Genomic DNA, 21185 nt, shown 5'->3' on the forward strand with positions numbered 1-21185 from the left:
AAACTCTTAGATAGAAAAAACAGTATTATAGTGTATTCAACGGTTTATAGTAACTTAACATCTATTCACCTAATAATAAAGGGAGGTGTAAATTGGAAGTCAAACAACAAAAGCAAGAGAAGAAATTCATTTTGGTTGTGGCATTAGCACAAGGTTTGATGCTGTTATTGATGCACAATTGGGTCAAAAGCCTCGTTGAGTTAGGTGCAAGTTATCAACTGATTTTACCACTATATGCTTTGATTGTTACGCTGCCACTGAGTTTGATGATGTTGGCAAATCAGCCGCGCCAATTGCTTATTAGGTTGGCGTTAAGCTTTAGTTTGGTCGCGACATTCTGTGCAGCTTATATAGGGCATGTAAGCTATGCAAAAGGCATGTCGGATTATGCATTTTCTGGAATTTATTGGATTTTAGGTATCTGTATATTTGTAGCATGGTTTATTGCTTTGGCGTTTTTTGAGCATTTTTGCCAGTATAAGCAATGGTTTAACCGTTACGAGGCTTTGTTTAACTTTTCATGGCGTAATGCCGTCAAAGTGATTGTAGCGAGCATTTTCGTTAGCCTTTTTTGGGGTGCGCTAGAGCTATTTGTCGCTTTATTCAAAATACTCGGTATACCATTTTTTGACGAAATATTTAATACACGCTATTTTATTTATCCAGCCACAACTGTAGCGTTTGGCTTGGGTTTGTCACTTTACGCAGCGAGAGAAGAGGCACTTTCAGAATTCAAACGAGCCATTTTGCAAGTGTTGGGCTGGTTATTGCCGCTGGTAAGTCTTATTTTATTGACATTCATTATCACACTACCATTTAAAGGCTTAGGTACCTTATGGGGTACGGGTTATGCCGCAGGCTTGATGTTAGGACTGCTTGGCTTGACAGTATTTTTGCTCAATACCGCGTTTCAAGATGGTCGTCAAATATCTTATCCAGCATGGCTGTTAAAGCTGACCAATATCGGCTTGCTGACTATGCCAGTGTATGCACTGCTGTGCATTTATGCCGTTTATTTACGTGTACATCAGTATGGCTGGACTTCTGACCGTGTGTGGGCGGCTAGTTTAGTAGCGATTATGGCGATATACAGTTTTGGTTATGCGTTTGCCGCTATCAAGTCTTTTAATGTACAACAAAGCTGGATGCAGCTGACTAAAACAATTAATGTTTATGCCGCATTAGCTGTAGTTGCGGTATTAATTTTGATTAACTCACCAGTGTTGAATCCAACACGAATTGGCGTGCATAGCCAGGTGGCAAGGTTATTAGAAGGTAAAGTTAAAGCGGATAATTTTGACTTTCAATATTTGCGTTTCAAAGGTGGCCAATATGGCAATGACGCACTTCATGACATGGTAGCTAATCAGCAGCATCCTGAGCTAAAGGTAGAAGCGCAGGCCGCACTTGATGCAAGTGATCAAAGTTATTATTCCAAGCCAGAAAAGAGAGTAGGTAACATTGCTGTATTGAAATCAAAGATCAATGTTTATCCGAAAGGCACGGTGCTTGAAGAAGGTTTTTATGAAGCCTTATTAGCGGATAAAAATGCGGGGACACTTTATTGGGAATGCCTGTCTAGTATGTCTCAATTAGAGGATGTATGTCGCGTACTTGCTGTAGATTTAAATGACGATTATATGTCTGAAGTGATATTGCTGAATCCGTATGGCAATCGCGTTTATTCAAAAGAGGCCACTGGCTGGAAGTATATAGGCGATACTAGAGTGACTGACTATGCTCAAGGTAGCAAGAAAAGCGACTTGGCACTATTGGAGTCAGGTGATTATAAAGTACTCAAACCAGAATGGCATTTATTGAGATTTGGTAATGAAACCTTGTCTATTGAAAAGCGTTAAATATTGAACGTAAGGTTGTCGATTAGACGGGTGTTACCTAACTTTGCTGAGCCTAAAACGACTAAGTCAGTGTCTGCGTTGCTGGCGGTTAATAGTGTTAAGCTCGAACGTATCGATATATAATCAGACGTCCAGCCTTGGCTATTGAGTGTGGATTTAGCTTGTTGTTCTAGTTGGGAATAATCTCGATTACCATTTTTGACTGATTGAACAATGCCCTGTAAAGCTCTATTTAATTGGCTAGCTGTTGCGCGCTGCGCATTCGTTAAGTAGCCATTGCGTGAACTCATTGCTAAACCGCCAGGCTCACGTACTGTGTCCACGCCAATGATGTTAACTGGCAAGTTAAATTGTTTCACCATTTGTTTGATGATAAATAGTTGCTGGAAATCTTTTTGGCCAAATACGGCAACACTCGGTTGTACCATATTAAAAAGCTTCATTACCACGGTGGCAACGCCAGCAAAGTGACCTGGTCGCGCAGCGCCGCAAAGTTCGTTGGCGATTGGCGGAGGTATAATCGTCATGGTTTGATTGAGGTTTTTACCGTCAAAGTCGGCATACATTTCTTCAACAGTGGGCGTAAAAACAATGCTTGTGTCAGCAGCTTTTAGCTTTTTACGATCGGCTTCTAAAGTGCGTGGATAGCTCGCTAAGTCTTCAGTTGGCCCAAACTGAAGCGGGTTAACAAAGATACTCACTACAACACAGCTTGCATGCTGTTTAGCCACTTCAACCAGCTGAATATGCCCCGCATGCAAGTTACCCATTGTCGGCACAAAAGCGATGTTTTCTTGATTTTTTAAGGCGCTTCTTAAGTCGGCTATGGTGTTAATAATTTGCATTAAATTAAGACTTTGAGAATGGACTTAATAACTATGCTCAAGCGCAGGAAAGCTTTTATCTTTCACTGCTTTAACATAGGCTGAAACCGCCGCTTGTATGCTATTCGTGTCTTTTAGAAAATTACGCACGAAACGTGGAGATTTAAATTCGCTAGTTTTTTTGTGCGCAGAGCCTGTGTATATGCCAAGCAAATCTTGAAGGACTAACACCTGACCACTGCAATCAACGCCAGCGCCTATGCCTATGGTGGGTGTATTAATGGCTTCGGTAATTTTTTTAGCTAAGGCGGCAGGTACCATTTCTAGCACGATGAAACCTACACCAGCTTCACTCATGGCAATGGCATCTTGCATGATTTGAGTGGCACTTTCGTCGGTTTTGCCTTGGATTTTATAACCACCGAGTTGATTGACTGATTGCGGCGTAAAACCTAAGTGAGCGCAAACAGGAATGCCGCGTTCAACCAAGTAACGCGCTGTTTTCACCTTATTGCCGCCACCCTCAAACTTCACCATGTGCGCGCCAGACCTAATCAGCCATTCAGCATTTTTGTAAGCTGCTTCATTGTCGTGCTCATAACTACCGAGTGACATATCAGCGACGATGTAGGTGTTTAAAGCGCCAGCGGAAACGCTTTTGGTGTGATAAGTCATGTGGTGCATGCTTACATTGAGCGTATTTTCAGCACCTTGCAGTACCATGCCTAACGAATCGCCGACCAAAATAATATCAACACCAGCTTCCTCAGAAAGCTTGGCAAAAGTGGAGTCATAGCTGGTGAGCATGACGAGTTTTTCGCCAGCCGCAGCCTTTTCATGTAATTGGGATAAGTTCATTAGTTTATTGACAGCTAACTAATCAAAGTTCGGATTAAAGAATTCGCGCTGACCTTTAATCTGCATAATGCGGTTAAGTAGTAAATCTAGTGCATCTTCATTTTTGAGTACATTCAGCTTTTCATTATTCACAATTAATACTGGTGATGCATTGTAATTGTGAAAAAACTCGCTATATGCGTTGGCTAAACGCTCTATATATTCACGTGGAATGTCTTGTTCGTAAGTGACGCTACGCTCTTCAATGCGCTCCATTAGCGCGTCAATAGGCGTTTGTAGGTAAATCACCAAATCTGGTTTGGGTGCTTTTAATTGCAAGTGTGTATAAATGTTGTGATACAGCGCGTACTCTTCATCATCTAAATTTAGCCGTGCAAATATTGGATCTTTTTCTAAGAAAAAGTCAGCAACAATAGGCTTAGCAAACATGTCGCGTTGGCTTAAATCTGTCATCTGATTGGCACGCTGAAACAAAAAGAAAAGCTGTGTTGGTAGAGCATAACGTTGCGCATCTTGATAAAAACGAGGCAAAAATGGATTTGCTTCGGCTTTCTCAGATAAATAATCGACAGGAAACTTATCGGCTAACATTTTAGCTAACGTAGTTTTTCCGCAGCCAATTGGGCCTTCAACAACGATATAAGGGTATTTGTTAAAAATGCTCATGCTTAGTGTGTTGCCTATAGTTTTGTAATGCCAGTAAATTGCTGTTCGTGAATCAATGCCGCTATTTTGCCATGATTCGGGATGGATAATTGCGATGCAATTTCAAATAATGGTAATAAAACGAAACCGCGTTGATGCATTCTTGGGTGCGGCAATGTCAGCTTGGTGGACTCCATACTGACATTTTCATATAGCAATAAATCACAATCCAATACTCGCGGAGCATTGGGGAATGGACGTTCGCGCCCAGCCTCATTTTCAATTGCCAATAACGCATCGAGTAACTCAAGCGGAGTTAAATCTGTTTCAAGCTCGGCTACTGCATTAATAAAGTCTGGAATCTGGTTTAATTGCTCCGCTTCGTAACCTATTGGCGCCGTTTTGTATAAAGATGATTTCTTTAATACATGCGTGTTTGGTAGCTTCTCAAGAGCAGTAAATGCAGATTCTACTTGTGAAATTGGGTTTGCTAAATTACTGCCTAGCGCAACAAAAGCTTGTTTCATCAATGTGGAGATTTATTCAGTTGCGCCAGTGGCAGCAGTGCTTGCACCAGCAGGTTTTTTGCGACTTCTTTTTTTACGCTTTTTAGGCGCGGTGTCCGCTTGCAGCATAGCAGTACGGCCTTCACCATCAGCATCGGCGAATGCAGTCCACCACTCGCCTAATTCCATTGGTAACTCACCAGATTCGCAACGTAAAAGTAAAAAGTCATAGCCAGCGCGGTAGCGTGGGTGCGTAAGTAAGCCGAAAGGTCGCTTTCCTGCGCGTTGTTCAAAACGTGGTTGCATGCCCCATATTTCTTTCATGGTCGCAGTGTAGCGGTTATGAATCGCCATTTTCTCAGCTTGTATGGCAATCACTTCAGTCATGGCCATATGTAACGCAGGAATCGCGTGCTGACCTTCTGCTTTGTAGCTTTCCCAAGCGGCTAACATTTCATGCCAAAGTAAAGTAGCAAATAAGAAGCTCGGATTAGCTGATTTACCAGAAAGGATGCGGTCGTCGGTGTTTTTGAGAGCCAGCATGACAAAACGCTCACCCATAGGCTGTTCTAGTACTACATCTAACATCGGTAATAAGCCATGGTGCAGGTGTTGCTCGCGTAAAGCACTGACGCTTTCCATTGCATGACCAGATAGGAATAACTTGAGCATTTCATCAAACAAGCGGCTCGGTGGCACGTCTTGCAGTAAATCTGCCATTTTTGCGATAGGCGCTTGTGTGGCTTGGTCAATCTTTAAACCTAATTTGGCAGACAATCGTACAGCACGCAACATACGCACAGGGTCTTCAGCATAGCGCGTTTCTGGCTTGCCTATCATGCGCAAAATGCCCGCTTTTATGTCGGCATAACCATGGTGAAAGTCCAATACCTCTTGGCTTGCTGGGTTGTAATACAGCGCATTTGCCGTAAAGTCGCGGCGTACGGCATCGTCTACAATTGAACCAAATACATTGTCGCGGATAATGCGGCCAGAATCCGTGGTTTTAGAGTCACCTTTTGGATTGCCCTCAGTTTCTAAATGGCTACCACGGAAGGTTGAAACTTCAATGGTTTCGTCGCCAAAGAGTACGTGTACCAATCTGAATCTTTTGCCGATAAGGCGCGAGCGTCTAAATATACGATTCACTTCTTCTGGCGTGGCGTCCGTCGCTACATCAAAGTCTTTTGGCGTGCGGTTAAGCAGTAAGTCGCGCACTGCGCCACCCACAATATAAGCCTCGAAACCTGCTTTGTGTAAGCCTTCAGTTGTTTTTAGCGCAGCGTTACTTAACAAATCCCGGTCTATTTTATGGGTTTTATACGCAATCACCGTTGCGCCATGGTTAATGCTGTCGACATTTTTATACGCTGGCTTTTTCGTTCTAAGTGTTGGGCGGTGAGTCGGCGCTGGCTGCGTTTTAACAGCCGCGACTTTAGCTTGCTCAGGTTTGGCACTGTTGGGCTTAAAAATTCTATCTAGCAGTTTTTTAATCATGGTCGAATTATAACTTATGAACAGGGCTTCTAAAACCAAGCTAAAAATTAAGCCTGCTCGTTTTTCCAAAGAACATCACTCACGCCAGCTTTTTTGTTAATTACGCGGCACATTACAAACAACAAATCTGACAAACGGTTCAAATATTGAAGAGAAATATCCGTGACTTTTTCATTACGATGCAGTTCAACTAGCTTGCGCTCAGCACGTCGACACACCGTACGGGCAAGGTGGCAGTAAGCTGCTGCTTTGGTACCACCTGGCAAAATAAATTCTTTAAGTGGCGATAATTGGCTATTGAGTTCGTCAATCACGCTTTCTAAATCGCTGATGCGCGATTGCTGCAATATGACATAGCCTGGAATGCAAATTTCACCACCCACGTTGAATAAGTCATGCTGAATCTGCGTAAGAGGCTCAACCAGCTTGCTGGGCAATGTTTCGGTCATCATCACGCCAATGACTGAATTTAACTCATCCACATCGCCCATCGCCTCAACACGCAAGCTGTCTTTATTGATGCGGCTGCCATCACCCAAGCCTGTTGTGCCGCTATCACCCGTGCGGGTATAAATTTTACTGAGTCTGTTTCCCATAATATTTCCTCTATAATACGTGCATTGTAACTGATGACGACCTTGTAATGAGCGCTCAAACCATTAAGTCGAATGAAACTCCTGTTGATAAGTATGCGAAAAGACCTATTGCCGTATTCGATTCTGGCGTCGGCGGAATTTCTGTTTTAAAGCATATTCATGCCTTATTGCCAAATGAACAATTGCTCTACGTGGCAGATAGCAAATATGCACCCTATGGCAACAAAACAGCGGCAGAAATTCAAGCGCGTTGTTTTGAGGTTGCCGAATTTTTAATCGCTAAAAATGCTAAAGCGCTCGTGGTGGCATGTAACACTGCCACAGCTGCGGCAATTGATGCACTGCGCGCAAAATATACCTTACCGATTATCGGCATGGAGCCAGCCGTAAAACCCGCAGCTGAAGCCTCAAGAAACGGCATCATAGGCGTGCTGGCAACTACTGGCACACTTAAAAGTGCACAGTTTGCGGCGTTGTTAGAAAGTTACGGCCGCAATGTCAAAGTAGTCACGCAAGCCTGTGTAGGCTTGGTGGAGTGTATCGAGCGCGGCGAGCTAGATACGTACAATACCAAAGCACTATTGCAACAATACTGCGCGCCATTGCTGGCAGAGGGTGCAGATACCATTGTGCTAGGTTGCACGCATTATCCCTTTATCAAACCGTTAATCGAGCAAACCGTAGGTAACAACGTTGCCATTATTGATACTGGCGCCGCTGTGGCAAAGTATTTACATAAAAAACTAGCAGAGCAAGATTTGTTAGCAACAGCTAATGCAGAAGCGAATGTAGCTTTTTGGACGAATAGCCAAGCGGATAATGCTGTGGAAGTGATTGAGGCTTTGTGGGGTGCGAAGGCTGAAGTTCAGGCTTTATAACGGTTATTTAGTCGAGTCTTGATGGCTTGTCGCTTTCGCGCGACTGGCGAGCTTCTTTCTTTTGCTTAGCCAAAAGAAAGAAACCAAAGAAAAGGCTACCCCCTACCGCTTATTTCCTAAGTTTTAGCTTGTTTTGGGATGGCAATCGGAAACTCGCATTCGCTCAAACAGCCGCTTGCCAAAAAACTTCCCAAAATAAACTAAAACTCAGGCGCGGCAGCATGGGATTTTATGGTTGATAAGTTTAGAAAGGTACTGGTTCATTTATATCTGTAGGTTTTAAAGTGGCAGTAGCAGAAAAAGTAACTGTTTGACCTCCAACTAAGGACTGTAATGTATTAACTTCAAACTTCATGTTTGATATGAATACGTTACATTCATTTTCAGTTAGCTCTGAAAGAACTTTTGAGATTGCTTCTTCGACTTTTAGGACCGAAACCGTTTTTAATGATGAACTCATAAAGTAACCTTAGAAATAAATAGGTGGTTTTGTACCATGAAAGAAACGGTGGCTAACTAGCCCTAACGTAATATCGGCATGAAATCAATGATGCCCAACCACTTCACCCGCTTTGAGCTTATATTTGGTGCCGCAGTATGGGCATGCCACATGGCCTGTTTTGGCTACATCTAAAAACACGCGTGGGTGTAATGACCACAGCGCAACTTCAGCTGTTGGGCAATGTAGTGGTAGGTCTTTAGCGGTGACTTCAATTTCATTTACGGTTGACATGTTTTTACTCAATCAAATCAATGGTTGTTCGGTGTGGAAATTAAGGGAAATGCACTAGGTTGCCGAACGGACTCTAGCGATAAATCAATATCCAAGCTTGGCCAATAAAGATGATTAGCCGTAGGGCGCTCTACTTGCGTGATTTGCGCGATAGTGGCTTGTTTAAACCATGGAAAATCTGCATAGGCTAAGAATAGCTCTTCATCATCCGCAAGTAACCAAAAACCTTGATTAGAAACTAGAGATACTTCAACTGCCGAAATGACGTTGCCAAGCATTCAGAATCTCCTTCTCGTGTGATTTTACCAATGTTAATGCCTCATTGATTTGTTTGCTATTTAAACCCTCGTTCATCGCTAACTCTACGGCTGGCTTTAGCCAAAACTTTGCTTCTCCGTCCGTATGCGTAACGTGAATGTGAATCCGCGACTCTTCCCTTGAGAAGAAAAAGAAGCGAAAAGCACCTTCACGAAATACGGTTGGCGCCATTGTTAAACCAATGTTAACCAATCAGCATGTTTTTCTGATCTGCCGTGTACTACATCAAAATACATTTTTTGTAGTTGTTTAGTGATAGGGCCTGCTGTGCCAGCGCCAATTGCGCGGCGATCTAATTCGCGAATTGGTGTTACTTCAGCGGCTGTGCCTGTAAAGAAGGCTTCATCTGCGCCATACACTTCATCACGAGTAATGCGTTTTTCAATGACGGTTAAGCCAATTTCAGCTGCAAGTTGCACAATCGTGTCGCGCGTGATGCCTTCTAATGCGCTAGTTAAATCTGGCGTGTATAGTTTCCCGTTACGTACAATAAATATGTTCTCGCCTGAACCTTCAGCCACAAAACCATCTACATCTAATAACAACGCTTCTTCGTAGCCATCTTGAGCAGCTTCTTGATGCGCAAGAATAGAGTTCATATAGTTACCGTTAGCTTTGGCTTTACACATGGTGATGTTCACGTGGTGACGTGAAAATGATGATGTTTTAACGCGGATACCGTTATCTAGCGCTTCTTGGCCCATGTATGCGCCCCATTTCCAAGCGGCAACAATCACGTGGGTTGACAATGTTTTAGCAGAAATACCCATCGCTTCAGCACCATAAAACGCCATTGGGCGCATATAAGCTGATTCTAGGTTATTTTCGCGCACGGCTGCTTTTTGCGCTTCCATCATCTCTTCTTTGGTAAATGGCATTTTCATTTGCAAAATATGTGCAGAGCGAAACAATCTGTCTGTATGTTCTTTCAAACGGAAAATAGCAGTGCCTTTGTCAGTTTTGTAAGCACGTACGCCTTCAAACACACCCATACCATAGTGCAAAGTATGTGTTAAAACGTGAGTTGTGGCATCGCGCCAGTTAACCATTTTGCCGTCATACCAAATTACGCCGTCACGGTCTGCCATTGAGGTTGGAATTGCCATTATTGCTGCCTTATAAACGAATTTTGTAAAACCATTATTGTAAACTAAAGCGCGGAATTGTTAGCGCATGTTAAAATCAAAAGCGTATAAATTTAAAACTTATTTGGAGTTTTTTGTGCAACATTTACTAAAAGTAATAGGCCTTGTGGTTTTATTAAGCTTTTTATCGTCTTGTAAGCCAGCTGGCGAAGCGAGTACTCTAGTTGCCACCGATATTACAGGCGCCGATTTTGGTCAATCATTCAGCCTGACTGATCACACTGGTAAACCTAGTACTTTAGCTGACTTTAAAGGCAAAGCTGTGGCATTGTTTTTTGGCTATACGCACTGCCCAGACGTTTGCCCGACAACCATGTTAGATTTAAAACAAACGATGAAGTTGCTTGGGCCACGTGCAGATGAAGTGCAAGTGTTATTTGTTACGCTAGACCCTGCTAGAGATAGCCAAGAGGTTTTGGCCCAATTTGTACCATCATTTGATAAACGATTTATTGGTCTTAGAGGCGATGAAGCAACTATTGCTGCGACTGCCGCTACTTTTAAAATCTATGCAAAGAAAGTAGAAGCGCAAGGTAAAGGTGGTTATACGCTAGACCATAGTGCTGGCATGTATGTGTTTGATAAATTAGGGAAAATTAGGCTATATGTAGATTACGGAGAAAAGCCTGCCGATATTGCCAATGATATTAAGCAGATACTTTGATATAAAATTTTAAAAGGGGCGTTAAGCCCCTTTTCATTGCTGATTAAGCTAATCTTAAATTAGTTGTTTGGCACTTCACCGTATTGATTATTCGCGGCGTCACTTGGTTGAACCAGCAAGTAGATCATTGCAATCCAACCTAGGATTGGAATAATCCAAATCAGCTGCAGCCAGCCACTTTTGTTTGTATCGTGCAACCGACGTGCACCTACCGCCAATGAAGGTAAAACTGTTGCAAGTGAAAAAGCCCACGAAACGTAGCTGCCTACAAATTCTAAAACCAAAGCCACTGCAAAACAGAACAAAAAGAACCACCAAAACTCGGGTAGTTTTGCGCGACCGCTAAAATCTACATATTTTTGAAAGCATGTTTTTACTGCATCTTGAAAGTTCATTTTGCTCCTCCAGTTATTTTAGTAAGTTGTTGTAGCGCTTAAAATATTAGCATGTAAGCTGTATGAATAATATTAAATATGGCTGACGTAAAAAATGATTAGTTTTAAAACCTATGTAATTGGGGTGATAAGGCTTTTAATTCTTTTTCAGCGGATTTGTAATCAGGGAAAATGCTGGCAACTGTCGCCCAAAACTTAGCTGAATGATTCATTTCTTTGATGTGCGCAAGCTCGTGGCAAACCACGTAGTTGATGATATGCGGTGGTGCTTGTAGCAAGCGCCAGTTTAACCGAATTTCTTTTTTTGAATTGCAGCTTCCCCAGCGTGAGGCTGCATTGGATAAAGTAAGTGAGGTGAATTGAACGCCTAATTTGCTTGAAAAGATTTCTAAGCGCCTTGTAAAGTCCGTGATTGCTTGCTTTTTATACCACTGCACTACTTTGCGCGCGATTAACATTTCATCTTGATTAGGCATTGCCAATTGCAAAACACCTGGCTCATATTCCACGGCTTTTGAACGCGCGTTATGCTCAATGGTTAGTGTGATTGCGTTACCCAAGAGCAGCAGTTGCTCGCCATGTTGCCATTGTATTTCTGGAATTTTATTCGCGGTAACTGAGGCGAGTTTTCTAAGCACCCAGTCAGATTTTTGTAGAATGATGTCCTCAAGTTGTGACTGTGTAATGCGTTTTGGTGCATGTATCACCAAGCCAGTTTGGGTGATTTTTAAGCCTACGGTACGGCGTTGGCGACGCTCTAATTGGTAATGTAATTGGTCGCCAGAGGGTAATGTGAGAGAGTGACTCATTAATTTAATGTGAGCATCTCAGCTTCAATCCAGCTTTCTACTTGGTGATTTAATGCATCTGCTTTTAAGCCAGCGGTTTGAATCGCTTGGCCGATATGCATTTTGATGACGCCAGGTTTTTTAATGAACGTGTTTTTAGCCCAATATTCACCCGCATTATGCGCAACTGGCAGCACTTGAGTTTTTGTATGCGTGGCTAACCATGCGCCACCAATGTGATATTTACTGCGTTCACCTGGTGTTATACGCGTGCCTTCAGGAAATATCACTACCCAAAGTCCACTTTTTAATCTCGCTTGACCGTTCGCCACTAATTTTTTAAGCGCTTCACGACCAGAACTGCGGTCAATAGCGATAGGTGATGACATGGCTAAGCCCCAGCCGAAAATTGGAATCCATAATAATTCACGTTTTAGCACATAAACTTGCGTTGGGAATATGGCTTGAAAAGCCAGTGTTTCCCAAGCGGATTGGTGTTTAGATAAAACGATTGTGGGTGAATTTGTAATGTTTTCTAAGCCAGTAACTTCATGGCGAATGTTGCAAGTGACTTTTAGCCACCACAACATACTGCGCGCCCAGCCTGAGATTAAGTCGTTACGTAATATGGGGTTAAGCGGCGTGGCGAGTAGGGCAACCAGCGTGAAGATTGGCGCGGTAATGACTTGGCCTATAAAAAACAACAAAGAACGCAAAAATAGCATACTGACTTTCGAGAGTGTTTAGCTCAATGATTGGCTAAGTGGTTAACCAAGTGTTTAGGTTTTGTCTAGCTCGGTGATAATGCGCTGCACCGCTTCTGCTAAATCTGCACAAACCCAAGTGTTCGGAGGTAAAGCTTTTTCTGGGCTTTGCTCTGATGCAGCTAGAGTCGCTTCGCCTTTGCCTGTTAACACTAAAATAGGTTGGCAACCAGCATTGGCAAACGCTTGTAGGTCACGTAGCGCATCACCCACGGCGGGCACGCCATCCAACTCCATGGAAAAGCGTAGACCAATTTCTTCTATCATGCCAGTATCAGGCTTACGGCAATGACAATGCTCATCTGCCGCATGAGGGCAGTAAAATATCGCATCGATTCGCCCACCTACAACGGCTAATTCTCTATGCATTTTGTCATGAATGTTATTCAGCGTGGTCATGTCAAACAAACCACGACTAATACCAGACTGATTGGTCGCCACCGCCACCCTAAAGCCAGATTGATTTAGTAAAGCAATCGCTTCTAGGCTACCTGAAATCGAAATCCACTCATTGGGGCTTTTGATGAAATTTGCAGAATCTTGATTGATTACACCATCTCTATCTAAAATCACTAATTTCATGGGCGGCTCGCTTTGTTGGTTAACTAGCTAGTTTAGATAAATCCGCAACGCGGTTCATGGTTTGGTGCAAAGTCGCCAATAAACCTAGTCTGTTGGTTTTTAACGCTGCGTCGTCAGCATTCACCATCACGTTATCAAAGAACGCATCCACAGGCGCTTTTAAAGCCGCCAGTGATTTAAGTGATGTAGTGTAGTCACCACTTTCAAATAACCTATCGGCTTCTGGTTTTACTTTGCTTAACGCTTCATTGAGTGCTATTTCAGCAGGTTCTTGTAGTAAGTTAGCGTTTACTTCCGCTTTAACTTCACCCTCTACTTTTTTCAGAATGTTGCCAACACGTTTGTTCGCTGCAGCTAACGCTGGCGCTTCTTCTAATGAAGAGAATGTACGAACGGCTGATAGTCGTTGTGGAATTTCACTTAATAACTGAGGGTTAAGTGCTAGCACCGCATCTACCTCTTGCGGGCTGGCGCCTTGCTCTTTTAGATTAACGGCTAATCTATCTAAGCTGAACTCTTGTACCGCTAGTGCAGCATTGCTATCGCCATTAAATTGAGATAGCACCATTTGAATGAGCGTATTAAACTGAATTGGCAACTGAGCATCTATCAACATCCGAATGACGCCAAGCGCCTGACGACGCAATCCAAATGGATCCTTGTCACCAGTTGGTTTTTCACCGATGCTGAATAAACCAACTAGTGTTTCTAATTTATCTGCTAACGCTACACAAATACCCACTTGGTTACGTGGGAGTTCGTCGCCTGCAAAGCGAGGCTTGTAATGATCTTCAATCGCATAGGCAACATCATCATCTAAGCCCTCATGTTGTGCATAGTAGCGCCCCATAACTCCTTGTAATTCTGGAAATTCGCCTACCATATCAGTAACTAAGTCTGTTTTAGATAAGCGTGCGGCTTTTTCAACATTTGAGACAAAATTAGCTTCACCTAGTTGCTTGGCAATTTCTGCGGCAATTTTCACTACACGTAAATTACGCTCACCTTGAGAGCCAAGTTTATTGTGGTAAACCACCTTATTTAAACCCTCTAGGCGGCTTTCAAGCGTTTTCTTACGATCTTGGTCAAAGAAAAACTTAGCATCAGCTAGGCGAGGGCGCACAACGCGTTCGTTGCCACCAATCACTGCGCTGGCGTCATCTGGACTGATGTTAGAGACAATTAAAAATTTATTGGTGAGCTTATTGTTGGCATCAAGCAATGGGAAGTATTTTTGATTTGCCTTCATGGTCAAAATCAAACACTCTTGTGGTACTTCTAGATAAATATCTTCAAACTGGCCTAGCAACACATTCGGGCGCTCAACTAATGCTGTTACTTCATCTAGCAAAGCCTCATCTTCAATCGGCTTTAGGTTTTGTTTCGTTGCCGCAGCATTGAGTTGGCGTAAGATTTCTGCACGGCGCTCAGCAAAGCTGGCAATCACTGCACCTTCAGTTTTTAATTGCTCTGCGTAACTATCAGCACTTTTTAAAACCACTGGTGAGACTGCTGCCTCAAATCTGTGACCTTGAGTCGCGTTACCAGCAGTTAAGCCAAGAGCGCTAACGGCAACCACTTCATTGCCATGCAGGGCGACTAAACTATGCGCAGGGCGCACAAAGTTCACACTCGTCCAGCCATCAGCTAATTGGTAAGTCATCACTTTTGGAATTGGCAGTTTTGAGATTGCTTCATTCAATGCACTTTGCAAACCATCTTTAAGCGAAACGCCTTTTTGCAACACATCTAAAAACAAAGCTTCATTTTTGCCATCGGCTTGCTTGGTCAAATTTGCCACGGCACTTTCATCCAAGCCCATGCCATTTAAACGCTTAACTAACGCTGGTGTGGCGTTACCACTTGCATCTAAACCTACGCTGACAGGCATGAGTTTTTGTGTTGAAGTTTTATCTGGCGCGACAGCTTGTATATTGGTTGCATGCACAGCAAGGCGGCGAGGCGATGCAAACGCAGTAACAATAGAGCCGTCTGCAACTAATCCTTGTGATTTGAGTGTTTCAAACAATACGCTTGAAAATGCTTCGCCTAGTTTATTCAGGGCTTTCGGCGGTAGTTCTTCTACAAATAGTTCTACTAGTAGATTATTTTGGCTGTCGCGTAAATTTTGCGTACTCATGCTGCGGCTTTCTTAGCTAATTCTGTTAATACTTCATCTGCCCAATCTTTTGGTGCCATTGGGAAGCCAAGTCTGGCGCGGCTTTCCAAGTAGCCTGCGGCGACTGAACGGGCTAAGTTACGGATGCGGCCTATGTAGCCAGCACGTTCTGTCACCGAAATTGCGCCGCGTGCATCTAACAAGTTAAATGTATGTGCCGCTTTTAGCACTTGCTCGTAAGCAGGTAGTGATAGCTTTTCTTCGATGAGATGCAAGGCTTGTTTTTCATGCGCAGTAAATGCGGTAAACAAGAAGTCAGCATCTGAGTGTTCAAAGTTGTAGGTTGATTGCTCTTTTTCATTTTGCAGATAGACGTCGCCGTAGCTTAGGCCATCTGTCCAAGTTAAATCGTAAACGTTGTCTACGCCTTGTAGATACATGGCTAAGCGTTCTAAACCGTAGGTAATTTCACCAGTAATTGGCTTGCAGTTAATGCCGCCAACTTGCTGGAAGTAGGTGAATTGTGTGACTTCCATACCATTCAACCAAACTTCCCAGCCCAAGCCCCATGCACCTAGCGTTGGGTTTTCCCAGTCATCTTCAACAAAACGAATATCATTCTTTTTTAAATCAAAACCAAGTGCTTCAAGTGAGCCTAAATATAACTCAAGAATGTCTGCTGGCGCTGGCTTTAACACCACCTGAAACTGGTAGTAATGTTGCAAACGGTTTGGGTTTTCACCATAACGTCCATCTTTTGGGCGACGGCTTGGCTGCACGTAAGCCGCTTTCCATGGCTCTGGGCCTAATGAGCGTAAGAAAGTAGCTGTGTGTGATGTACCTGCGCCAACTTCCATGTCGTAAGATTGCAATAATGCACAACCTTTATCGCTCCAGTAGTTTTGCAGGGTGAGAATGATTTGTTGAAAAGTAAGCGCCATGATTTGATTCTAAGGTTCGATTCTAAATGGTTCTATGTAGATTAAGTTGTACAGCTTTCAGCCATACAATTTGTAAAGGTGTGATTTTACTTTGTTTTACGCTTACTTGCCAAAAAATTGGGCAAACAGATGGTGCTAAGACCAATCAAGCTAATAATCAGGAATAACCAGTTGCCCCAACGTACATAAGGCGTACTGCCGCTATAACCCTGTGCCGTGCCATTGAGCGTGGTTTGGGTAAAATGTGGTGCATGGGCTAATACATTGCCATGCGGGTCAATAATGGCGGTAGCGCCAGTGTTGGTTGCGCGTAAAACAGTGCGGCCAGTTTCTAAGGCACGCGCTTGTGAGAACTGCATGTGTTGATATGCAGCGTTGGATTGTCCATACCAAGCGTCATTACTTGCATTGACTAATAGCGTGGCGTCGGGCAGTTGACGGATGATTTCTTCGCCAAATACGTCTTCGTAACAAATATTGATGGCGACTTTTTCACCTGCGATATTCATTGGTCGTTGATGAATACTGCCTCGTGTTAAATCACTGAGCGGCATATTGAGTAAATCGCGATAAATCCAACCGAAAGCTACTTTTAATGGGATGAACTCACCAAAAGGTACAAGGTGCGACTTGCGATAAACCTCGGTTTTGTTGCCATCTATACTTAGCATGCTGTTGAAATATTCGTCACCTTCATGCTCTACAGCGCCGACTAAAATTGTGCCTTGATTCTGCACCGCATGCGTTTGTAAACGTGTGAACAGTTCTTGCGGAATTTCGCTGGAAAGCACTGGCATGGCGGTTTCTGGCATGATAATAAGTTTCGCCTTACTTGCCTCTGCCATGTGCAAATATAAGCTTAAGGTCTTTTCAGCAACCTCAGGAGACCACTTAATGTCTTGCGAGATATTACCTTGAAGTAGCGCCACGGATATTGGTTCGGATGTTGGTGTGGTCCATTCAACCAGCTTTAATACGCTACCTGTTACCCAAATCAATAGCAGTAACACAATGGTGTTGCGCCTCCACAGTTCAGAGATAGGCTTTTTAGCAAGCCAAAAGCCAATCAAGCTCGCAATCAATACCGTGATCATCGATACACCATACACGCCGATAATCGGCATATAGCCTGCCAGTGGACTATGCGGCACTTGGCTATAGCCCATGGTGAGCCATGGGAAGCCAGTAAATATCCAGCTACGGGTCCAATCGGCTAATGCCCAGAATATAGGAATGCTGATGAGTAATTGAGGGGATTGAGGTTTAGAAATTTTGACACTAAATGCGCCGACCAAGGCCGTGAATAAAGCCATAAATGCACATAACAAAAATGTAGCTAGAGCTGCTATCACGCTAGGCATATTGCCAAAGTCGTGCAGGCTGATATAAATCCAATATATACCAGTGCTAAATAACCCTAGACCATAGATAAAGCCTGATATGGCGGCTTGTTTTGGTGTGTAATCCTGATGCCAAAAATAAAATAAACCAATCAGCGATAAAATGCTGGCTGGGTAAAAATAGAAGGGCGCGAAACCAAGTACACACAAAGCACCAAGTAGAAATACTGTCAGTGACCGAATGAATTTATTTTGGATGATTATTTGCATGGGCTGAATTGTAGCTTGATAGCGCCAGATAACAAAAATTTACAATGTAAACGCTGTGAAAAGGTTGTGTCGATTGACATGAAATGTATTTAGAACCTATATTACGCCCTGTAGCAATCATTAATTCAATTGATTATCTTTAATTTTATGGGAGAAAAGTATGAGCATGGCATCTGAGTTTAAAGAATTTGCCTTAAAAGGCAACGTAATGGATTTAGCTGTTGGTGTGATTATCGGCGGTGCTTTTGGTAAGATTATTGATTCAATGGTCGGTGATATTATTATGCCAATAATCGGAAAAATCATTGGTAATGTAGATTTTTCAAACATGTATGTCGCATTAAGTGGTCAGGCAGCTGGTTTATCTTTGGCTGACGCTAAAAAGGCAGGCTCTGTGCTTGCTTATGGTAACTTTTTGACGATTTCGATTAACTTTTTGATTTTAGCTTTCGTTATTTTTCAAATGGTTAAAATGATGAACAAAATGAAAAAAGCGGAGCCGCCAGCACCAGCAGCACCAACGCCAGAAGATGTAGTATTGTTGCGTGAAATTCGTGATGCATTGAAAAAATAATTAATTACAAAAAATATCAGTATGTTTAATTAAAAAAGGGCTTTGAAGCCCTTTTTTAGTTTTTAAATAGCCAATCTTTTAAACGGCAAATCTAAAATTAATCAGATTCAGCTTCTTTAGAGACCACTTCCACCATTATGGTATGTAAACGGCGACTATCAGCCTTAAGTACTCTAAATCGCAAACCGCCTAACATAATTTCGTCATCACGTTTTGGTAGGCGGCCGAATTGATGCACCACCAGACCACCAATGGTCGAAAACTCTTCATCGCTTAAATTTGTGCCAATGACTTCGTTAAAATCTGCAATCTCTGTCAGTGCTTTAACACGATATTGCCCATCAGCATTTTGAATGATGTTGTCTTCATCTTCGTCATAATCATATTCATCTTCAATATCGCCGACAATCTGCTCAAGCACATCTTCAATCGTTACCATCCCCGCTACGCCGCCGTACTCATCGACAACAATAGCAATATGATTACGATTGCTACGAAACTCTTTAAGCAGAATATTCAATCGCTTAGATTCAGGGATAAACACAGCGGGGCGCAACATATCGCGCACTTCAAAGTCTTCACCTGCGTAATAGCGTAACAAATCTTTGGCTAGCAAAATGCCAATGACATCGTTTTTATCATCTTCAATCACAGGAAAGCGCGAGTGAGCGGTTTCAATGACGTGCGGAATGAATGTTTCAGGAGGATCTGTGATGTCGATGACATCCATTTGGGAGCGTGGAATCATGATGTCACGCACTTGCATTTCACTGACTTGTAGTACGCCTTCTATCATGGCGAGTGAGTCTGCATCCATCAAGCTGTTTTCGTAAGCGCCGTGCAGCAGCGTTACAAGTTGTTCACGATCTTCTGGTTCACGTAATAAAAAGTGACTGAGACGTTCTAATAAAGAGGGTTTGTTGCTAGGTTTTTCCGACTCGGCAGCCATTAGTGGCGTCCTATGTAATGAGATAGGGATTAGGATACCCTAATTTTGTGATAATTGCAGTCTCTAAACTTTCCATCAGTTCCGCTTGTGCTTCAATTTCATGGTCATAGCCATGCAAATGTAAAATGCCATGCACCGTTAAATGTGCGTAATGTGCTGCTAACGGTTTGTTTTGCGCTAGTGCTTCAGCGGCAACCACCGGCGCACAAATGATAATATCACCCATCAGATGCGGTTCTTCAGTCAGCGGAAATGTGAGTACATTCGTCGCATAATCTTTGCCGCGATACGTTTTATTCAACTCACGACCTTCAGCCTCATCAACGACTCTTATCGTTGCTTCGGTATCAACTCGAATCGCGGCTTTAGCCCATTGACGAAACTTTGTTCTGCTGGGCAAATCAGCTAAGGTTGATGCATATTGAACTGCCAAGTTAAGGGTAGGCATAGGTTTAAATTGGTCGTGGATAATCGTTAATTAATTGTTATTAGATTGCTGGGTCGGGCAATCAACATACGGATAGCGCACATGACCGAAACGAATGATAAGAATCGCAATCGCAATTAAGAAAATTGAGCCTGATAGCGCAAACATGCGCCAAGCGTCAATCTCTGCAACTTCTAATACCAAGTATCGCGCCAGCGCTATAATGCCGATGTATAGAGGATAACGCACTGGTAAGTTACCCGAGCCAAGATAGTGGTTCAGCATAGACATGACTTCTAGGTATAAAAACAGCAATAGCAAATCACCTACTGTAATTGCACCAGCCAGCCAGATATGCGTAATCGCCTGAAATACGGCAAAAATAGTGGCAAATGCAATAGTAATTAACACGGTTTGTTCAACATAACCAAGACTGCGCTGCATTAACTTGCTAAATTTATTTGGCGTCATTTTTAAACCTGAGTGTTCAAATAGAAAAGCAATTATACCTTACTAGCTATAAGGTTTTATTTCTCATTATTTTTCTCGTACTCTTCATACGCATTGACGATTTTTTGCACCAATGGGTGGCGCACTACATCGGCAGATAAAAAGTGTGTCATGGCGATGCCTTTGATGTCTTTTAACACTTTTTGAGCTTCAACTAAACCACTTTTTTGATGACGTTGTAAGTCTATTTGCGTCACGTCACCCGTAATCACGGCTTTGGTGCCAAAGCCAATGCGTGTAAGAAACATTTTCATCTGTTCAGGCGTGGTGTTTTGCGCTTCATCCAAAATAATAAAGCTTTGGTTGAGCGTTCGGCCTCTCATATAAGCTAAGGGTGCGACTTCAATCGCACCACGTTCAAACATTTTATTTACGGTATCGTAGCCTGCTAAGTCATATAGCGCATCGTATAAAGGGCGTAAATAGGGGTCAACTTTTTGGTTTAAATCGCCGGGTAGAAATCCTAATTTTTCGCCGGCTTCTACCGCTGGACGGACTAACACAATGCGCTTAACGCGGTCACGGCTCATGGCATCTACTGCGCTGGCAACGGCTAAGTAGGTTTTACCTGTACCAGCAGGGCCAATGCCAAAGGTGATGTCGTGGTCTTGAATCTGCTGTAAATAGGCGATTTGCCTTGGTGTACGACCATGTAGTTCCGTACGGCGTGTCATCAATATTGGTGCGTTTGATGTGGCAACATCTTCAGGTTTTAGTTTGTTGATTTCAACTAAACCGAGCTGAATTTCATCTAAGCCGATTGGATTTTTGGCGCGAATATAAAAGCTCTCAATCAATTGCACCGCTAAGCGCATATTGTGTACATCGCCAGTAAAGCGCATATGTGAGCCACGTCTGGTAATTTGTACTTCGAGCGCGTCTTCAATTTGCTTGATATTTTCATCAAGCACACCGCATAGATTAGCTAAACGTGTATTGTCTTCAGGGGTTAGATTGATTTCCATTTGTATGATTATATTTCCAATTAGTCATTTCCGCCTAT

Annotated in this window: 26 protein-coding genes; 4 read left to right on the forward strand and 22 right to left on the reverse strand. The window is 42.9% G+C overall.

Features of this window, described 5'->3' with window-relative positions; all coding sequences use genetic code 11:
• The first annotated feature begins 92 nt into the window (after nt 1-92).
• Nucleotides 93-1859 (forward strand): DUF4153 domain-containing protein, encoded by a 1767-nt coding sequence (locus tag PSU78_RS01105; protein WP_300382976.1) that lies wholly within the window; start codon nt 93-95, stop codon nt 1857-1859.
• Here the strand turns inward: PSU78_RS01105 and panC are convergent.
• From panC to PSU78_RS01135, 6 genes are read right to left on the reverse strand one after another with little or no spacing between them, the layout of a single operon-like run.
• Nucleotides 1856-2704, reverse strand: a complete 849-nt coding sequence (gene panC, locus PSU78_RS01110; protein WP_300382979.1) for a pantoate--beta-alanine ligase — start codon at nt 2702-2704, stop codon at nt 1856-1858. The two genes, PSU78_RS01105 and panC, sit on opposite strands and share 4 nt — an antisense overlap.
• Nucleotides 2705-2728: 24 nt before the next feature.
• Nucleotides 2729-3541, reverse strand: coding sequence for a 3-methyl-2-oxobutanoate hydroxymethyltransferase (panB, locus tag PSU78_RS01115; protein ID WP_300382982.1), 813 nt, complete (start codon nt 3539-3541; stop codon nt 2729-2731).
• An 18-nt stretch (nt 3542-3559) separates the two neighbouring features.
• On the reverse strand, nt 3560-4207 hold the full coding sequence (locus tag PSU78_RS01120) for a deoxynucleoside kinase (protein ID WP_300382985.1): 648 nt from the start codon (nt 4205-4207) through the stop codon (nt 3560-3562).
• 14 nt (nt 4208-4221) lie between these two features.
• The gene (gene folK, locus PSU78_RS01125) at nt 4222-4713 is read right to left on the reverse strand and encodes a 2-amino-4-hydroxy-6-hydroxymethyldihydropteridine diphosphokinase (RefSeq protein ID WP_300382988.1); all 492 of its coding nucleotides are present in this window, start codon (nt 4711-4713) and stop codon (nt 4222-4224) included.
• Nucleotides 4714-4725: 12 nt separating this feature from the next.
• Entirely contained in the window at nt 4726-6189 is a 1464-nt protein-coding gene (gene pcnB, locus PSU78_RS01130) for a polynucleotide adenylyltransferase PcnB (protein ID WP_300382991.1), read from the reverse strand.
• A 47-nt stretch (nt 6190-6236) separates the two neighbouring features.
• Nucleotides 6237-6785, reverse strand: coding sequence for a cob(I)yrinic acid a,c-diamide adenosyltransferase (locus tag PSU78_RS01135; RefSeq protein WP_300382993.1), 549 nt, complete (start codon nt 6783-6785; stop codon nt 6237-6239).
• 47 nt (nt 6786-6832) lie between these two features.
• On the opposite strand from PSU78_RS01135, the gene murI reads away from it, so the two are divergent.
• Nucleotides 6833-7663, forward strand: a complete 831-nt coding sequence (murI, locus tag PSU78_RS01140) for a glutamate racemase (RefSeq protein WP_300382996.1) — start codon at nt 6833-6835, stop codon at nt 7661-7663.
• Between the two features lie 244 nt (nt 7664-7907).
• On the opposite strand, the gene PSU78_RS01145 is transcribed toward murI, so the two are convergent.
• The 5 genes from PSU78_RS01145 to PSU78_RS01165 all read right to left on the reverse strand — a co-directional run bounded on the left by PSU78_RS01145 (nt 7908) and on the right by PSU78_RS01165 (nt 9802).
• A complete protein-coding gene (locus tag PSU78_RS01145; protein WP_300383000.1) occupies nt 7908-8123 on the reverse strand; it encodes a hypothetical protein in 216 nt (71 codons plus the stop codon).
• A gap of 84 nt (nt 8124-8207) precedes the next feature.
• On the reverse strand, nt 8208-8396 hold the full coding sequence (locus PSU78_RS01150; RefSeq protein WP_300383003.1) for a zinc-finger domain-containing protein: 189 nt from the start codon (nt 8394-8396) through the stop codon (nt 8208-8210).
• A gap of 17 nt (nt 8397-8413) precedes the next feature.
• Nucleotides 8414-8674 carry a DUF2442 domain-containing protein gene (locus tag PSU78_RS01155; protein ID WP_300383006.1) on the reverse strand — a complete coding sequence of 87 codons (261 nt, stop codon included), beginning with the start codon at nt 8672-8674 and terminating at the stop codon, nt 8414-8416.
• Entirely contained in the window at nt 8646-8885 is a 240-nt protein-coding gene (locus tag PSU78_RS01160; RefSeq protein WP_300383009.1) for a DUF4160 domain-containing protein, read from the reverse strand. Before PSU78_RS01160 ends, PSU78_RS01155 begins: the two co-directional genes overlap by 29 nt.
• Before the next feature lie 2 nt (nt 8886-8887).
• Nucleotides 8888-9802: a branched-chain amino acid transaminase gene (locus PSU78_RS01165; RefSeq protein WP_300383843.1), complete on the reverse strand. Its 915-nt coding sequence runs from the start codon at nt 9800-9802 to the stop codon at nt 8888-8890.
• 85 nt (nt 9803-9887) lie between these two features.
• On the opposite strand from PSU78_RS01165, the gene PSU78_RS01170 reads away from it, so the two are divergent.
• The gene (locus PSU78_RS01170; RefSeq protein WP_300383012.1) at nt 9888-10523 is read left to right on the forward strand and encodes an SCO family protein; all 636 of its coding nucleotides are present in this window, start codon (nt 9888-9890) and stop codon (nt 10521-10523) included.
• A 59-nt stretch (nt 10524-10582) separates the two neighbouring features.
• Here the strand turns inward: PSU78_RS01170 and PSU78_RS01175 are convergent, their stop codons facing one another.
• The 7 genes from PSU78_RS01175 to lnt form a co-directional block, all read right to left on the reverse strand.
• Complete coding sequence (locus PSU78_RS01175) at nt 10583-10918, reverse strand: DUF805 domain-containing protein (RefSeq protein ID WP_300383015.1); 336 nt, start codon at nt 10916-10918, stop codon at nt 10583-10585.
• Nucleotides 10919-11022: 104 nt separating this feature from the next.
• Nucleotides 11023-11727: a M48 family metallopeptidase gene (locus PSU78_RS01180; RefSeq protein ID WP_300383017.1), complete on the reverse strand. Its 705-nt coding sequence runs from the start codon at nt 11725-11727 to the stop codon at nt 11023-11025.
• Nucleotides 11727-12431, reverse strand: a complete 705-nt coding sequence (locus tag PSU78_RS01185) for a 1-acyl-sn-glycerol-3-phosphate acyltransferase (protein WP_300383019.1) — start codon at nt 12429-12431, stop codon at nt 11727-11729. Before PSU78_RS01185 ends, PSU78_RS01180 begins: the two co-directional genes overlap by 1 nt.
• A gap of 54 nt (nt 12432-12485) precedes the next feature.
• Nucleotides 12486-13052: a D-glycero-beta-D-manno-heptose 1,7-bisphosphate 7-phosphatase gene (gmhB, locus tag PSU78_RS01190; RefSeq protein WP_300383021.1), complete on the reverse strand. Its 567-nt coding sequence runs from the start codon at nt 13050-13052 to the stop codon at nt 12486-12488.
• 19 nt (nt 13053-13071) lie between these two features.
• Nucleotides 13072-15192, reverse strand: coding sequence for a glycine--tRNA ligase subunit beta (gene glyS / locus PSU78_RS01195; RefSeq protein ID WP_300383023.1), 2121 nt, complete (start codon nt 15190-15192; stop codon nt 13072-13074).
• On the reverse strand, nt 15189-16112 hold the full coding sequence (gene glyQ / locus PSU78_RS01200; protein WP_300383025.1) for a glycine--tRNA ligase subunit alpha: 924 nt from the start codon (nt 16110-16112) through the stop codon (nt 15189-15191). The genes glyS and glyQ overlap by 4 nt, the downstream gene beginning before the upstream one ends.
• Before the next feature lie 86 nt (nt 16113-16198).
• Nucleotides 16199-17722 carry an apolipoprotein N-acyltransferase gene (gene lnt, locus PSU78_RS01205; protein ID WP_300383028.1) on the reverse strand — a complete coding sequence of 508 codons (1524 nt, stop codon included), beginning with the start codon at nt 17720-17722 and terminating at the stop codon, nt 16199-16201.
• A gap of 160 nt (nt 17723-17882) precedes the next feature.
• On the opposite strand from lnt, the gene mscL reads away from it, so the two are divergent.
• A complete protein-coding gene (gene mscL / locus PSU78_RS01210) occupies nt 17883-18296 on the forward strand; it encodes a large conductance mechanosensitive channel protein MscL (protein WP_300383031.1) in 414 nt (137 codons plus the stop codon).
• A gap of 97 nt (nt 18297-18393) precedes the next feature.
• Here mscL and PSU78_RS01215 read toward each other — a convergent pair whose 3' ends face one another.
• From PSU78_RS01215 to PSU78_RS01230, 4 genes are read right to left on the reverse strand one after another with little or no spacing between them, the layout of a single operon-like run.
• A complete protein-coding gene (locus PSU78_RS01215; protein ID WP_300383034.1) occupies nt 18394-19245 on the reverse strand; it encodes an HlyC/CorC family transporter in 852 nt (283 codons plus the stop codon).
• Nucleotides 19246-19255: 10 nt separating this feature from the next.
• A complete protein-coding gene (gene ybeY / locus PSU78_RS01220) occupies nt 19256-19693 on the reverse strand; it encodes an rRNA maturation RNase YbeY (protein ID WP_300383037.1) in 438 nt (145 codons plus the stop codon).
• Between the two features lie 30 nt (nt 19694-19723).
• Complete coding sequence (locus PSU78_RS01225) at nt 19724-20143, reverse strand: phosphate-starvation-inducible PsiE family protein (RefSeq protein WP_300383040.1); 420 nt, start codon at nt 20141-20143, stop codon at nt 19724-19726.
• 56 nt (nt 20144-20199) lie between these two features.
• Nucleotides 20200-21147 carry a PhoH family protein gene (locus PSU78_RS01230; protein ID WP_300383042.1) on the reverse strand — a complete coding sequence of 316 codons (948 nt, stop codon included), beginning with the start codon at nt 21145-21147 and terminating at the stop codon, nt 20200-20202.
• Between the last annotated feature and the right edge of the window lie 38 nt (nt 21148-21185).

The organism is Methylotenera sp., assembly GCF_029945705.1.
Lineage (GTDB): Bacteria > Pseudomonadota > Gammaproteobacteria > Burkholderiales > Methylophilaceae > Methylotenera.